This is a genomic window from Xanthovirga aplysinae (genome assembly GCF_009711365.1).
GTDB classification, from domain to species: Bacteria; Bacteroidota; Bacteroidia; order Cytophagales; family Cyclobacteriaceae; genus Xanthovirga; species Xanthovirga aplysinae.
This window is the reverse complement of the sequence record NZ_SMMB01001245.1, coordinates 1-13,922: the sequence shown is the minus strand read 5'-3', so window position 1 is coordinate 13,922 and position 13,922 is coordinate 1. Positions and strand designations below refer to the sequence as shown.

Genomic DNA, 13,922 nt, shown 5'->3' with positions numbered 1-13,922 from the left:
ATGGATAGCACTACCAAAGATATAAAAGCCCCGATTGCTCATGAAATGGAGAACTTTGAGTCAAAGTTCCAATCCTTCATGAAAAGTAAGGTTTTTCTCCTCAACAAGATAATGGGCTATATTGTAAAGCGCAAAGGAAAGCAAATGCGGCCCATGTTTGTGTTTTTAAGTGCGGGAGTTAATGGGGATATTTCTGATGCAACCTATCGGGGGGCAGCTCTAATTGAACTGTTGCATACAGCCACATTGGTACATGATGATGTAGTGGATGACGCTAATTTTCGTAGAGGTTTTTTTTCTATAAATGCTCTGTGGAAAAATAAGATCGCCGTGTTGGTAGGTGACTATCTTTTGTCAAAAGGCTTGTTGCTATCTATCGATAATGAAGATTTTGATTTGTTGAAAATCGTTTCCCGAGCTGTAAGGGAAATGAGTGAAGGGGAGTTGTTGCAGATAGAAAAAGCACGGCTTCTAGATATTTCCGAGGAGGTATACTATCAAGTAATTCGTCAAAAGACAGCTTCATTAATTGCTTCTTGTTGTGCTGTTGGGGCTGCTTCAGTTGGAGCCGATAAAGAGTTGGTTGAAAAAATGCGCCTTTTTGGTGAAAAAGTGGGTATGGCCTTTCAAATCAAAGATGATTTGTTTGATTATGGTACTCAGGATGTTGGCAAACCTCTGGGAATTGATATCAAGGAAAAGAAAATGACATTGCCCTTGATTTATGCCCTTCGTAACGCTTCTTGGCTTGAAAGAAAGAAGGTGATTTTCAAAATTAAAAATCAAAGTGAAAGCCCTAAAAAAGTAGCTGAGGTGATTGAATTTGTTCGTCAGTCAGGGGGTATTGAATACACCACCATGGTAATGGATCGCTATTATAAGGAGGCTATTGAAATTTTGGGTTCTTTTGAAGAATCGGAATATAAAGAGTCTCTAAAAATGCTGGTGGAATATACTATTAAAAGGAAAAAATAAGTTTATTCTTTCTAAATTACTTTTCCCATTTATCAGGATAAATATCCACTAACGAGGAATGATATTCTAATTTATTTTTTTAATTTTTTTCTCAAATAAAGGGTCTTTCAATTTTTTTATTGGGTTTCTTTAGGGGTTGTATAGCTGTCTTTTTGCTACAGATTCTGAAATTATCCATTCTTTTTTGGGGATATTCTTTCTTCTTTTGGGTGTAAAATGTTCTCCCACATTCCGCCACTGCTTTTCTTTTCTTTTCTCTAATATTTTAATGGATTGAAAGTCATAGAACCATTATTCTTTAGGAGAATTTTAAAAAGAGTAACTGAAAAGTTTTAAACGGTTATCCAGCTCAAAATAATTTAGTTTTAGGGTTCTTTTTAACTTCAAATTTTCCCCTACAATTTAATTTCAAATTGCTATCAGTGATTTTAGGTTTTTTTTAAAGGGACATTTTTTCCTTACGTGAGATTGGTTTGTTTCTTCTTGTTTCTTGTCCTCTACATCAAAAGATTTTGGCTGGTGTAATAAATATCTTTGATTTCCAATGACTTAGGTTTCTAATAAATCCAATAATACTTTGCAGAAGTAGTATTATTCTATTATTTTTCAGAATTGGTGGTGAAAAGTGGGGGAATGTGGTAGAATTTGGAGTTTAATTTCATAGATTTGCTTGGGTAAAGTAGCCCTACTAATTTTTGCCTTAATGTCATTCTTTACAAGTGAATACGACTGCAAACTGGACGCTAAAGGAAGGTTGACCTTACCTGCCAGGATAAAAATGGGCTTACCTGAGGTTTCGAATGGTGAAATTGTTATCAGAAGGGGCTTTGAGCCTTGTTTGGTGTTATATCCACTTGTAGAGTATAAGAAGATTTATGCCAAGATTGCTGGACTCAATGAGTTCAATGAGGAATACAGACATCTCCAGAGAAATTTCTTTAGGGGAAATGCAGTAGCTGAACTGGATAAGGTTGGGAGGTTATTGCTTCCACGTTCCATGATGAATTATGCTTCTCTTGATCGTGAAGTAACGGTGGTAGGTTTGGGAAACCGTGTTGAAGTTTGGAGTCCTGAGCAATATGAAAAGTATCTCATTCAGGATCCTTCTGAACTTTCAGCCTTGGCACAAAAATATTTGGACGAACAATAGAAATAACTGGTTATTACGAACTAAGAAGAGCTAGGTTTTTCAGGTAAAGGGCAAAATTAGTTTTTAGAGAGTTATAAAAATTAAATTGGTCAGCCGCTTAATTAAGATAGAAGCTAAAGTAGTTTTTTGAAGAATTTCAAAGGAGGGCCAAAATAGAAAAGCGAAATACGAAGAAGAGGAATAGAGATGGAATATCATCAACCGGTAATGTTGAGGGAATGTATTGAGGGTTTGGAAATTAAACCGGATGGAATTTATGTGGATTTGACTTTTGGTGGTGGAGGCCATTCAAGGTCCATTTTGCAAGGGTTAGAAAATGGAAAATTGTTTGCCTTTGATCAGGATGTGGATGCTAAACAAAATGCTGAAGCTATTGAAAACCCCTGCTTTACTTTTATTCAAGCGAATTTCAGGTACCTGAAAAGGTATTTGAAATTACATGGAATAAGCAAAGTAGATGGGGTTTTGGCGGATTTAGGGGTGTCTTCTCATCAATTTGATGTGGCTGAAAGAGGATTTTCCACTCGTTTCGATGCGGAACTGGATATGCGAATGGACCAGGATTCCGAATTAACAGCTAAAAAAGTAATTAATGAATATTCCGAAGCCGATTTGCATCGGATATTTGGAATGTATGGAGAGGTGAAAAATGCACGTTCTTTGGCTTCTGCCATAGTAACTGCTCGCATTAATCGACAAATCAATACGATTAATGATTTGAAAGAGATTTTAAGTCGATTTGTGAAAAGGGGAAAAGAAAATAAATACTATGCTCAGGTTTTTCAGGCTTTGAGGATAGAAGTTAACCAGGAAATGATTGTTCTTGAGGAAGCCCTTCAACAATGTGCAGATGTAATCAGACCGGGTGGTAAATTGGTGGTAATGTCCTATCATTCCCTTGAAGACCGAATGGTGAAACAGTTTGTCCAAAAGGGAAAATTTTTCGGAGAAGTAGAGAAAGATTTTTATGGGAATGAGCTGAAACCTTTTCAGGCAAAAAATAAGAAACCGATTGTTGCTTCTCAGGAGGAGGTGGCTATTAACAATCGAGCCAGGAGTGCAAAACTAAGGATTGCAGAACGTACGGATATTTAATGGTAGGATATTCTTGGTGGGACTATCTTATCATTTTTTAGGTTTGGTCATCCCTTTAAGCTCAAATACCTGAATGTAAAAAAAATGAATACCTATAAGGAAGAAAAAACAAAAGATCAAAACAAAGGGAAAAAAAGGAGCCTCTTTACCCTCATCGAAAATAATTTGCGATTATTTGCCCTTTTTGATGATGGGGTCCCAGTCAAATATTTTCCTCATGTATTGTTCGTAGCTCTTATAGGTGTTTTTTATATCGGAAATAGTCATTACGCCGAGCGAACCGTAAGGGAAGTGGAGAAATTACAAAGTGAAGTGGAAGACCTCAGAGTGGCTTATACAAGCATACAAGCGAGTTATATGTATGCAAGTAAACAATCTGAAGTTGCTAAAAGGGTGAAAAAATTAGATTTGTTTGAAAGTATGAAACCTCCGGTTAAAATTGTTGTCGGGAAAAAGTGAATATTAAAAAAGACATATTGCTTCGGGCCAGATTAGGGTTTTTAGGAGTTTTTTTAGGAGCTCTAATAATTCTAATGCGGATTGGCTATATACAGGTGGCCGAGGGGAAACAATGGGAAGAGGAGCAGGAGAAGTTTAGTTTACAATTCCGAAAGGTCAAGGCACCTCGTGGAAATATATATTCGGATAATGGAAGCCTGTTGGCTACTTCTTTGCCTTTTTATAAAGTGGCATTTGACCCTACTATTGCCCATAAAGAAGCTTTTAATGTAGGTATTGATTCTTTATGCTTTTTGCTTTCTAATCATTTCAAGGATCAATCAGCAAACTCCTATAAGAGAAAAATAAGGACTGCTCGTGAAAAAAAGCGCAGATATATTGTGCTTAATAACAAAAGAATTGATTATCTCCAGAAAAAAGAGATGCAGCAATGGCCTATATTCCGGGAAGGAAGGAATCAAGGTGGAGTGATCTTTGAAAAAGTAGAGCAACGTTATCGTCCTTTTGGAGATCTGGCAAGACGGACCATTGGCTACCTTAATGAGGAGGATAAAGGGGTAGGAATTGAATATAGTTTAAACGAATATCTTAAGGGGCAAGACGGGGAGGCATTATTTGAGAAGATTGCTGGCAGAGTTTGGAAACCTGTACACAATAGTTCTGAAATTCCTTCTAAAAATGGTTTGGATATCACCACTACCATAGATGTAAATTTGCAAGATGTTGCTGAATCTGCGCTTTTAAAGACTTTACAAAGAAATCAGGCCGATTATGGTTGTGTGGTGGTGATGGAGGTAGCCACAGGAGAAATTAAAGCCATTAGTAATCTAAAATTAAATAAGCGAGGAAACTATTCAGAGCTTTATAATTATGCTGTCGGGAGCCAGGGTTTAACAACTCCGGGGTCTACTATGAAATTGGCTTCTATGATTGCGTTGTTGGAAAATACAGGTATTAAACTGACGGACTCAATTGATACCGGAAATGGAAAATACAAGTATTTTGATCAAACAATGGAAGATGACAAGCCAGGAGGGTATGGGAAGTTATCTGTGGCTGATGCATTCGCTAAGTCCTCTAATGTAGCTATATCCAAATTGGTAAATGATCATTTTAGTAAATCTCCACAGCAATTTATTGACGAATTATATAAGATGGGGATTGGTAAGCCGTTTAACTTCCAATTAATTGGAGAAGGGGTGCCATATATCAATCACCCCTCTGATCCGAATTGGAGTGGAGTGAGCCTACCTTGGATGGCAATTGGCTATGAAGTGAAATTTACTCCTTTACAGGTGCTAACCTTATATAATGCGGTTGCTAATAATGGAAAAATGGTAAAACCCATTATTGTAAAGGAAGTTAGTGAGGGGGGAAAAGTGAAGGCTACTTTTGAGACGGAGGTGCTTAATAAAAGGGTTGCTTCCAAAGGTACGCTAAAAAAGGTAAGGTATTTGCTTGAGCAAGTGGTGGAAAAAGGAACGGCTCGAAATATTAAGGGAACACACTATAAGATTGCCGGTAAGACTGGTACAGCTAAGAAGGTGAAAAATGGAAAATATATTAGAAGTTACCATACCTCATTTGCGGGGTATTTTCCCGCTGATGAGCCTAAATATAGTTGTATTGTCGTGATTGATAACCCTAAAGGTTTTCGTCAGTACGGGAGCGATGTGTCAGCCCCGGTTTTTAGAGAAATTGCAGATAAAGTGTATGCCCGAGATATTGAATTACATGATCCAATGCCTCAGGTGGCGAACCAATCAGATGGAGTGTTCCCCGTAATTCGTTCGGGCAATCAAAAAGATTTGCAGCTAATTTGCAATGAAATCGGAGTGGCGAATCACTCCTCAAGTACTGAAGAGTGGGTGAAATCCACCATAGATGGCAATCAGGTTAATTGGCGATCCAATAAGATTGTTGAAAAAAAGGTTCCAGACGTAAGAGGCATGACCCTTAGAGATGCACTTTTTCTTTTAGAGAATGAAGGGCTAAAGGTCAATTGGTCAGGAAGGGGTAGAGTTTCTTCTCAGTCCCTCACTCCGGGTGGGGTGGCAAAAGAAGGGAGAATTATAAGCATAAATTTAAAATAGAGCTTGCAATGTCATGAAGTCTTTAAAGGAACTAATATTTAGATTAGAGGTGCTTCAAACCTACGGAAGCAAGGAGCAGTCGGTAAATTCAATCTGCTTTGACTCCCGAAAGGTGAACCCAGGAGATTTATTTGTTGCAACCAGAGGGACTCATGTTGACGGCCATGATTTTATAGAAAAAGCGATTAATTCGGGAGCTTGTGTTATTGTTTGTGAGGAGCTACCGAACTCAATGGATGATTCGGTTACTTACTTGCAAGTTACGAATGCAGCCAATGCTCTGGGGAAATTGGCTTCTGCTTTTTATGGTTATCCTTCGGAGCGATTGCGATTAGTGGCGGTGACGGGAACCAATGGAAAGACGACAACTGCAACCCTTTTGTATGAACTTTTTAGAAAATTGGGGTATAAGGTAGGATTGCTCTCTACTGTCAATAATAAAATTGAGGTGGAAGTGATTCCAGCTACTCATACCACTCCTGATGCCGTTCAATTAAATGCTTTGTTGAAACAAATGGTAGAGAGAGGGTGTACACATTGTTTTATGGAGGCAAGTTCTCATGCCATTCATCAGCAACGAATTGCCGGATTGGCTTTTGAAGGAGCTATTTTTACAAATATCACACACGATCACCTGGACTATCACAAAACATTTGATGAATACATCAAGGCAAAGAAACTTTTATTTGATGCCTTGTCAAAGGAATCATTTGCTCTGATAAATACAGATGACAAAAGAGGTCCTGTGATGACTCAAAATACATCTGCCAAAAGGCATACTTATGGCTTGAAGCAGATGAGCGATTTTAAAGCTAAGGTAGTTAGCAATACCTTTCAGGGATTAGAGCTGGATCTAGATAATAAAAGCGTATGGTTCAAATTAGTTGGCGATTTCAATGCCTATAATCTGTTGGCTACCTACGGAGCGGCCGTTCTTTTGGGAGAGGAAAAAGATGAAGTGCTAATACAACTTTCGGATATTTTACCGGTTGAAGGACGTTTTGAGCTTCTTAATTCTCAAAAAGCCACTGGAATTGTGGATTATGCTCATACGCCTGATGCTTTAGAAAATGTTTTACAAACCATAAATAATGTACGTACTGGCAATGAAAACTTAATTACCGTTGTGGGATGCGGTGGAGAAAGGGATAAAGAGAAACGTCCGGAAATGGCAAAAGTGGCCTGTCAATGGAGTGATAGAGTTATTTTTACTTCGGACAATCCGCGTTCGGAAGAACCGGAAGTGATTATCAAGGATATGCAAGAAGGGGTTTCGCCCACGGATTTTAAGAAAACATTGTCTATTGTCGACAGAAAGGAAGCCATTAAGGTGGCTTGTGCTTTAAGCCGTCCAAACGATATTATATTAGTTGCCGGAAAAGGGCATGAAACTTATCAGGAATTCAAAGGGGTTCGGTTGAATTTTGATGACCGCAAAGTACTTAATGAATTTTTGGAAATAATAGAATAGCGTTGAATGATTTTTAACGACTGGATTATTAAATCTGGTGAATGAGGGAGGAAAAAGGGAAAAAAGATGCTGTATTATTTATTTAACTATTTAGACAGAGAGTTTGATATCCCGGGAGCGGGAGTTTTTCAATACATTTCATTTAGAGCAGGAATGGCAATCATTCTTTCTTTATTGATTACGATTGTTTTTGGTAGACAATTAATTGAATTATTACGAAGAAAACAGGCGGGAGAGACCATTCGTGATCTTGGGTTGGAGGGGCAAATGGAAAAAAAAGGTACCCCTACCATGGGTGGTATTATTATCATAGGGGCCATAGTGGTACCTGTGTTACTCTTTGCCAAACTTGATAATATATATGTAATCCTTTTATTGGTGTCCACCCTTTGGTTGGGGACCATTGGCTTTATAGATGATTACATTAAAGTATTTAAGAAGAATAAGGAAGGTTTGGCCGGACGGTTCAAAATTGTGGGACAAGTGGGGATTGGCCTTATTGTAGGGTTAACGCTGTATTTTAATGAGGATGTGGTGATCCGGGAGTTTGATCAACCGGGCTTGGTGGCGAGTACGGAGATATTAGCGCCTGATTATCAATCGATAAATTTTGAGGATGTAAAATCGACTAAAACCACTATTCCTTTCGTAAAAAATAATGAGTTTGATTATAAAAATCTGATTCCCTTTTTAAGTGAAGATTATACCTGGATTATCTATGTCCTGGCAGTAATATTTATAGTAACAGCCATGTCCAATGGTGCCAATATAACTGATGGGATTGATGGTCTGGCGGCTGGCACCTCAGCCATTATTGGTCTGACTCTGGGATTGTTAGCATATCTTTCAGGGAATGTGATATTTTCTCAATATTTAAATATCATGTACATTCCCAATCTTGGAGAGTTAGCCATATATAGTACAGCCTTTGTGGGGGCTTGTGTTGGTTTTTTATGGTATAATGCTTATCCGGCACAGGTTTTTATGGGGGATACAGGCAGCTTGTCTTTAGCCGCGGTAATTGCTGTATTAGCTTTAGTAATTCGAAAGGAGTTCCTGATACCTTTACTATGTGGAGTTTTTCTTATTGAAAATGTATCTGTGATGCTTCAGGTATTCTATTTCAAATATACCAAAAAGAAGTATGGTGAAGGCCGTAGAATATTTAAAATGGCGCCTTTACATCATCATTACCAAAAGTTAAATTATCATGAGTCCAAGATTGTTTCTCGATTTTGGATTGTGGGGATGTTCCTGGCTATTTTAACACTCGCCACGCTTAAGTTGAGGTAATGAAAGGTCGAATAGTTATTCTTGGGGCAGGAGAAAGTGGAGCAGGTGCAGCTGTTCTGGCTAAAAAGAATGGATATGATACTTTTGTTTCCGATAAGGGAATTATTTCCAGTGAAGCAAAAGGGATATTAGAAGAAAATGCTATTCCCTTTGAGGAGGGAAAACATAGTGACCACCTAATTCTAAATGCAGATGAGGTGGTAAAAAGTCCCGGTATTCCTGCCACTATTCCCTTGGTGGTAAAATTAAAAGAGAAAGGAATTCCCATTATTGACGAATTGGAATTTGCTTTTCGATTTACCAAGGCTAAAATAATAGCCGTTACCGGTACGAATGGTAAAACTACAACCACCCTGCTGATTTACCATTTACTGAAAGAGGCAGGGTTGAATGTGGGGCTTGGAGGAAATGTGGGAGTCAGTATGGCCAAACAGCTTGCCACTCAAGATTTTGATTATTGGGTGCTTGAGGTAAGTAGTTTTCAATTGGATGGGATGATAGATTTTCGTCCCCATATAGCCGTTCTTTTAAATATTACACCTGATCATTTGGATCGGTATGGCTTTCAGATGCAGCAATATATCGATTCCAAGTTTAGAATTATGCAAAATATGGGGTCTGATGAGCATTTGATCCTTTTTGCTGATGATGAAAATATTAAGAAGGAATTGAACAAACGTCACATAGGCACTTCAATGTATAAATTGTCATTGGAAGGGCTTAAGGAAAAAGGAGCTGGGGTGACAGCTGAGAAGTTACAATTCAGACTGACAGATAAAAATAGTGTGGATTGGGAATTAACCAAAAGTGAATTGCCTATTAGGGGAAAACATAACTTAGTCAATTGTATGGCTGCTATCTCTGCTGCTCATTTGGTTAAATTGTCTCCTCAAGAAATACGAAAAGGGTTGGCAACTTTTCAGAATGCTCCTCATAGGATGGAGCTTGTGACACAAAAAGAGGGGGTGGATTATATCAATGACTCCAAGGCCACAAATGTAGAATCAGCTTGGTATGCTTTAGATAGTATTCAAAAGCCAATTATTTGGATCGCAGGAGGTACTGATAAAGGGAATGATTATAGTTCCTTACAACCTTTGGTTAAGGAGAGGGTAAAAGCACTCATTTGTTTGGGTGTGGATAATGTGAAGATTAAGGAAGCATTTGAAGGCCGGGTTGGAGAATTGTTTGAAACCCAAACTATGAACCAGGCAGTGGAAATGGCTTCAAAACTAGCTGAAAAGGGAGATGTTGTACTGTTATCTTCAGCTTGTGCAAGTTTTGATCTTTTTAAGAACTATGAAGATAGGGGAGAGCAATTTAAAACTGCTGTGAAAGCCCTACAGAAGAATTAAGAATAATAGTTACGAATTAAGAAAAGTATACTGATTATCAACCAAGTCAGGGGATTGATATCCTCAGTTATAAACTGTAGCAAATTAATCCCAAATACCAATTCTTAATTTGTATTGAGAATAACCAAACATTAAACAGAATAAAACCATTACCAGTAAATGATTAGAAGCTGGGTAAAAAGAAATCTAAAAGGAGACCCTGTAATCTGGGGTATAGTGCTAGCTATATCTGTGCTAAGCATTCTTGTGGTTTATAGTGCTACTGGAACCCTTGCCTACAAGCGCATGCAGGGCGATACTGAGCACTATCTTTTCCGCCATTCCCGTTTGGTTTTGTTGAGCCTTTTGGCCATGTGGTTTTGCCATAAAATTGACTACCGTTATTTTTCTCGTTTGTCACGTTTTGCCTTGTGGCTTTCTGTTCCCTTGCTTATTGTGACTTGGCTTTTTGGGGATAATATAAATGACGCTTCACGTTGGATCACTATTCCAGTGATTAACCAGGGTTTTCAGCCTTCTGACTTGGCCAAACTGGCTTTGATTACCAATTTGGCAAGCATGCTTTCCAAACGCCAACAAAATATAGCGGATTTTAAAGAAGCCTTATTGCCTATGCTACTTTGGTGTGGGCTAATTGTCGGTTTAATTGCCATGACTGATGTTTCCACGGCGTCTTTACTTATGATTACTTGTTTTCTTTTGATGTACATTGGCCGGGTCCCTTTGAAATATCTAGCCCTATTGGCTTTGATAGGAGGTTTTGTTGGTGTGTTAGCTTTAGCAGTTGGGCAACGATTACCAACTGCTATTAGTAGGGTGGAAAGCTTTATCGATTCTGAAGACGTCCCGTTCCAGGCAAAACAAGCTTATATTGCTATATCAACTGGAGGGCTTACCGGAAAAGGGCCGGGACAAAGTGATCAAAGGAACTTCTTACCCAATCCTTTTTCTGACTTTATTTTTGCCATAATTGTAGAAGAATATGGTCTTGCAGGAGCTGGTTTTGTGATTTTCCTTTATTTGGCACTACTTTATCGAGGCATGTTGGCAGTTTCCAAGAGTGAACGGGCTTTTGGAGGGTTATTGTCGGCAGGACTAAGTTTTGCCATTGTCTTGCAGGCTTTGGTAAACATGGCGGTAGCAGTTGGATTAGCTCCCATTACAGGTTTACCCTTACCCTTACTAAGTATGGGGGGCACTTCCCTTTTGTTTACGGGGATTGCCATTGGTGTAATTTTAAGTGTAAGTCGGGGAAGATCGGAAGATATTTCGCCGGTTTCAGAAAGTGATTTGGATTTGGAGACGGTAAACTCAATCAGAGAACCAGAATTAGAACAAGCTTAAAAAGTTTATTTGAAACTTCTAAAAATAGACTGCTATCGAAAAGAAAAGACCATATCGAGTAATTATTAGCGGGGGAGGAACGGGTGGTCATATTTATCCTGCAATTGCTATTGCTAATAAATTAAAGGAGAAATTTTCTGACACTGAGGTCTTATTTGTGGGTGCCGAGAATCGCATGGAAATGCAAAAAGTGCCAGAAGCAGGGTATAAAATTGAAGGCCTTTGGATCAGTGGAATTCAGAGAAAACTGACATGGGATAACCTTTCATTTCCTCTAAAGTTGATTTCGAGTATAAGGAAGTCCCATCGAATCATAAAGGAATTTAAACCGGATGTTGTGGTTGGTGTGGGAGGGTATGCTAGTGGCCCATTACTCTATGCTGCTACTCAGAAAGGGGTGCCAGCACTAATTCAGGAGCAAAATTCCTTTGCTGGGTTGACTAATAAATGGTTAGCCAATAGAATTCAAACGGCTTGTGTGGCATACGAGGGTATGGAGAAGTTTTTTCCAAAAGAAAAGGTGGTTCTTACAGGAAACCCTGTTCGAAGTGATATTATCGGGGCTGCTAAAAAGCGAGAACAGGCACTTGAGTTTTTTGATTTTTCGGAAGAAAAACCGGTACTCTTAATAATTGGAGGAAGTCTTGGAGCAAGGACCCTTAACGAAGGTGTATTTGCTGGATTAAAAGAATTGATCGACCAGGGTGTGCAAGTGATATGGCAGATTGGACGGTTTTATTATAAAGATATAAAAAAGCGTTTGGAGGAATTTGAGACCACAAATATTAGGGCCATGGAATTCATTAAAGAAATGGATTTGGCCTATGGGGCAGCTGATGTGGTGGTTTCAAGGGCTGGAGCTCTGTCAGTTTCAGAATTATGTTTGGCGAAGAAGCCCTCCATATTTGTACCGTCTCCTAATGTGGCAGAAGATCATCAAACTAAAAATGCAAGGGCATTGGTAGAAAAAGATGCTGCATGGATGATCAATGACAGGGAAGCGAAAGAGAATTTAGTGGATAGAGCTCTTGAACTTTTGAATAATGAAGAAGAGCGAAAGCGATTAAGTGAAAATATTGCCCTCTGGGGTCGGCCGGAAGCCGCGGAGGATATTGTCAATGAAATTTTAAAATTGATATCTTGAGTATAAAGGATATACATACGGTTTATTTCCTTGGAATTGGTGGAATTGGAATGAGTGCCTTAGCTCGTTGGTTTAAGCACAATGCTTTTCAGGTGGAAGGGTATGACCGTACGTCCACACCATTGACTGATGAGCTGGAAAATGAAGGGATTAGGATACATTTTAATGATGAGGTATCCGCTATTTCCCAAGAAGTTTTAAAGAATAAAGCCGGTACTTTGGTTGTTTATACCCCTGCAATTCCAAAAGAACATAAGATATATAATTATCTGAAAAGCGGGGAATATACCTTGATGAAACGTTCGCAGCTTTTAGGGTTGGTGACGGATGAAATGTTTACGGTAGCCGTGGCGGGTACTCATGGGAAGACCACCACTTCATCTATGATTGCTCATATTTTAAAAGCCTCTTCTTTGAATTGTACAGCCTTTCTGGGAGGGATTGCTACCAATTATAATTCTAATTTGATTTTAAATGAGGAGGGAGGAACGAATCTAGTGGCAGTAGTGGAAGCCGATGAATTTGACCGTTCCTTTTTGACTTTGCATCCCAATATTGCTGTGGTGACTTCAGCAGATGCGGATCATTTGGATATATATTCAGACGAATCTGATTTACAGAATTCATTTAGGGATTTTATAAGTCAGGTAAGGAAAAGTGGCCATTTATTTATTGAGGATGCTGTTGCAAACACCTTATTTAAAGAAACGATTTTTTTTGACTCTTTAAAGGATGTGTCTGTCAGTCGGTATTCCTTAGAGAAGGGTGATTTTGTAGCAAAGAACCTTAGGGTGGAAGAAGGAAGTTTTGTTTTTGATTTTCAAGGGCCACAAAATTACATTGAAGCCTTAAAACTTTTTGTGCCGGGATTTCATAATGTGGAGAATGCCATTGCAGCTATAGCTGTGGCCCTCCAACTGGGAATCAAGGAACAAAAAATTAAAGAAGCAATTGCCTCTTTTAGAGGAGTAAAAAGAAGGTTTGAATATGTTCTTCGTTCACCTCAGTTGGTTTATATTGATGATTATGCACATCACCCTACTGAAATAGATGCTTTTTTACGTTCGGTAAAAGCGCTTTACCCTGGAAAGAAAGTGACTGTAATTTTTCAGCCACATTTATATAGCCGAACCAGGGATTTTGTAGAGGGTTTTGCCAAAAGCTTAAATCTTGCCGATGAGGTGTGGTTGTTAGATATTTACCCTGCCAGGGAGAAGCCAATTGAAGGGGTAAGTTCACAACTGATTTTCGATAAGCTCCATAGTGTGGAGAAACGTATGTGCAAATTTGAGGATTTCCATCAACTGTTAAAGAAAGGACATACAGAGGTGTTGGTTACAATTGGTGCGGGGGATATTGGTCAAATGGTGGAACCCATAAAAAATATGCTACTTAATAGTGATAATAAATAAAAGTAAAAGTTTAATTCTAAATAATGGCAAGTAGAATAAGGCTCAGATTTGGAGTTGAAATTTTTATTTATGGTGTGATTTTAATTTTAGGATTAGTTTTCTTTTATAGAAGACAAAGTAATAGCGTATGC

The 13,922-nt window shown here is 38.5% G+C and carries 11 protein-coding genes; all 11 read left to right on the top strand.

The genetic code is table 11. From position 1 onward, the window contains the following. Positions 1-975: a polyprenyl synthetase family protein gene (locus tag E1171_RS18890; protein ID WP_155207616.1), complete on the top strand. Its 975-nt coding sequence runs from the start codon at positions 1-3 to the stop codon at positions 973-975. 703 nt (positions 976-1,678) lie between these two features. Beyond that, the gene (gene mraZ, locus E1171_RS18885) at positions 1,679-2,125 is read left to right on the top strand and encodes a division/cell wall cluster transcriptional repressor MraZ (RefSeq protein ID WP_155207615.1); all 447 of its coding nucleotides are present in this window, start codon (positions 1,679-1,681) and stop codon (positions 2,123-2,125) included. 186 nt (positions 2,126-2,311) lie between these two features. Then, positions 2,312-3,220: a 16S rRNA (cytosine(1402)-N(4))-methyltransferase RsmH gene (gene rsmH, locus E1171_RS18880; RefSeq protein ID WP_155207614.1), complete on the top strand. Its 909-nt coding sequence runs from the start codon at positions 2,312-2,314 to the stop codon at positions 3,218-3,220. Positions 3,221-3,304: 84 nt separating this feature from the next. Next, positions 3,305-3,679, top strand: a complete 375-nt coding sequence (locus tag E1171_RS18875) for an FtsL-like putative cell division protein (RefSeq protein ID WP_155207613.1) — start codon at positions 3,305-3,307, stop codon at positions 3,677-3,679. Continuing rightward, positions 3,676-5,772, top strand: coding sequence for a penicillin-binding transpeptidase domain-containing protein (locus E1171_RS18870; protein WP_187696539.1), 2,097 nt, complete (start codon positions 3,676-3,678; stop codon positions 5,770-5,772). Before E1171_RS18875 ends, E1171_RS18870 begins: the two co-directional genes overlap by 4 nt. A 13-nt stretch (positions 5,773-5,785) precedes the next feature. Further along, positions 5,786-7,243, top strand: a complete 1,458-nt coding sequence (locus tag E1171_RS18865) for a UDP-N-acetylmuramoyl-L-alanyl-D-glutamate--2,6-diaminopimelate ligase (protein WP_155207612.1) — start codon at positions 5,786-5,788, stop codon at positions 7,241-7,243. Between the two features lie 66 nt (positions 7,244-7,309). Further along, on the top strand, positions 7,310-8,536 hold the full coding sequence (mraY, locus tag E1171_RS18860; RefSeq protein ID WP_155207611.1) for a phospho-N-acetylmuramoyl-pentapeptide-transferase: 1,227 nt from the start codon (positions 7,310-7,312) through the stop codon (positions 8,534-8,536). Continuing rightward, the gene (gene murD, locus E1171_RS18855; RefSeq protein ID WP_155207610.1) at positions 8,536-9,891 is read left to right on the top strand and encodes a UDP-N-acetylmuramoyl-L-alanine--D-glutamate ligase; all 1,356 of its coding nucleotides are present in this window, start codon (positions 8,536-8,538) and stop codon (positions 9,889-9,891) included. Before mraY ends, murD begins: the two co-directional genes overlap by 1 nt. A gap of 159 nt (positions 9,892-10,050) precedes the next feature. Next, the gene (locus E1171_RS18850; protein ID WP_155207609.1) at positions 10,051-11,235 is read left to right on the top strand and encodes an FtsW/RodA/SpoVE family cell cycle protein; all 1,185 of its coding nucleotides are present in this window, start codon (positions 10,051-10,053) and stop codon (positions 11,233-11,235) included. A 34-nt stretch (positions 11,236-11,269) separates the two neighbouring features. Continuing rightward, the gene (murG, locus tag E1171_RS18845) at positions 11,270-12,379 is read left to right on the top strand and encodes an undecaprenyldiphospho-muramoylpentapeptide beta-N-acetylglucosaminyltransferase (RefSeq protein ID WP_187696540.1); all 1,110 of its coding nucleotides are present in this window, start codon (positions 11,270-11,272) and stop codon (positions 12,377-12,379) included. Further along, complete coding sequence (gene murC, locus E1171_RS18840) at positions 12,376-13,791, top strand: UDP-N-acetylmuramate--L-alanine ligase (protein WP_155207608.1); 1,416 nt, start codon at positions 12,376-12,378, stop codon at positions 13,789-13,791. Before murG ends, murC begins: the two co-directional genes overlap by 4 nt. Positions 13,792-13,922 lie beyond the last annotated feature (131 nt).

What these genes read in the sequence shown, in the direction of transcription:
- rsmH (WP_155207614.1), top strand. Translation starts at nt 2,312, where the DNA reads ATGGAATATCATCAACCGGTAATGTTGAGGGAATGTATTGAGGGTTTG.
- E1171_RS18850 (WP_155207609.1), top strand. Translation starts at nt 10,051, where the DNA reads ATGATTAGAAGCTGGGTAAAAAGAAATCTAAAAGGAGACCCTGTAATC.
- E1171_RS18865 (WP_155207612.1), top strand. Translation starts at nt 5,786, where the DNA reads ATGAAGTCTTTAAAGGAACTAATATTTAGATTAGAGGTGCTTCAAACC.
- mraZ (WP_155207615.1), top strand. Translation starts at nt 1,679, where the DNA reads ATGTCATTCTTTACAAGTGAATACGACTGCAAACTGGACGCTAAAGGA.
- E1171_RS18890 (WP_155207616.1), top strand. Translation starts at nt 1, where the DNA reads ATGGATAGCACTACCAAAGATATAAAAGCCCCGATTGCTCATGAAATG.
- mraY (WP_155207611.1), top strand. Translation starts at nt 7,310, where the DNA reads ATGCTGTATTATTTATTTAACTATTTAGACAGAGAGTTTGATATCCCG.
- murD (WP_155207610.1), top strand. Translation starts at nt 8,536, where the DNA reads ATGAAAGGTCGAATAGTTATTCTTGGGGCAGGAGAAAGTGGAGCAGGT.
- E1171_RS18875 (WP_155207613.1), top strand. Translation starts at nt 3,305, where the DNA reads ATGAATACCTATAAGGAAGAAAAAACAAAAGATCAAAACAAAGGGAAA.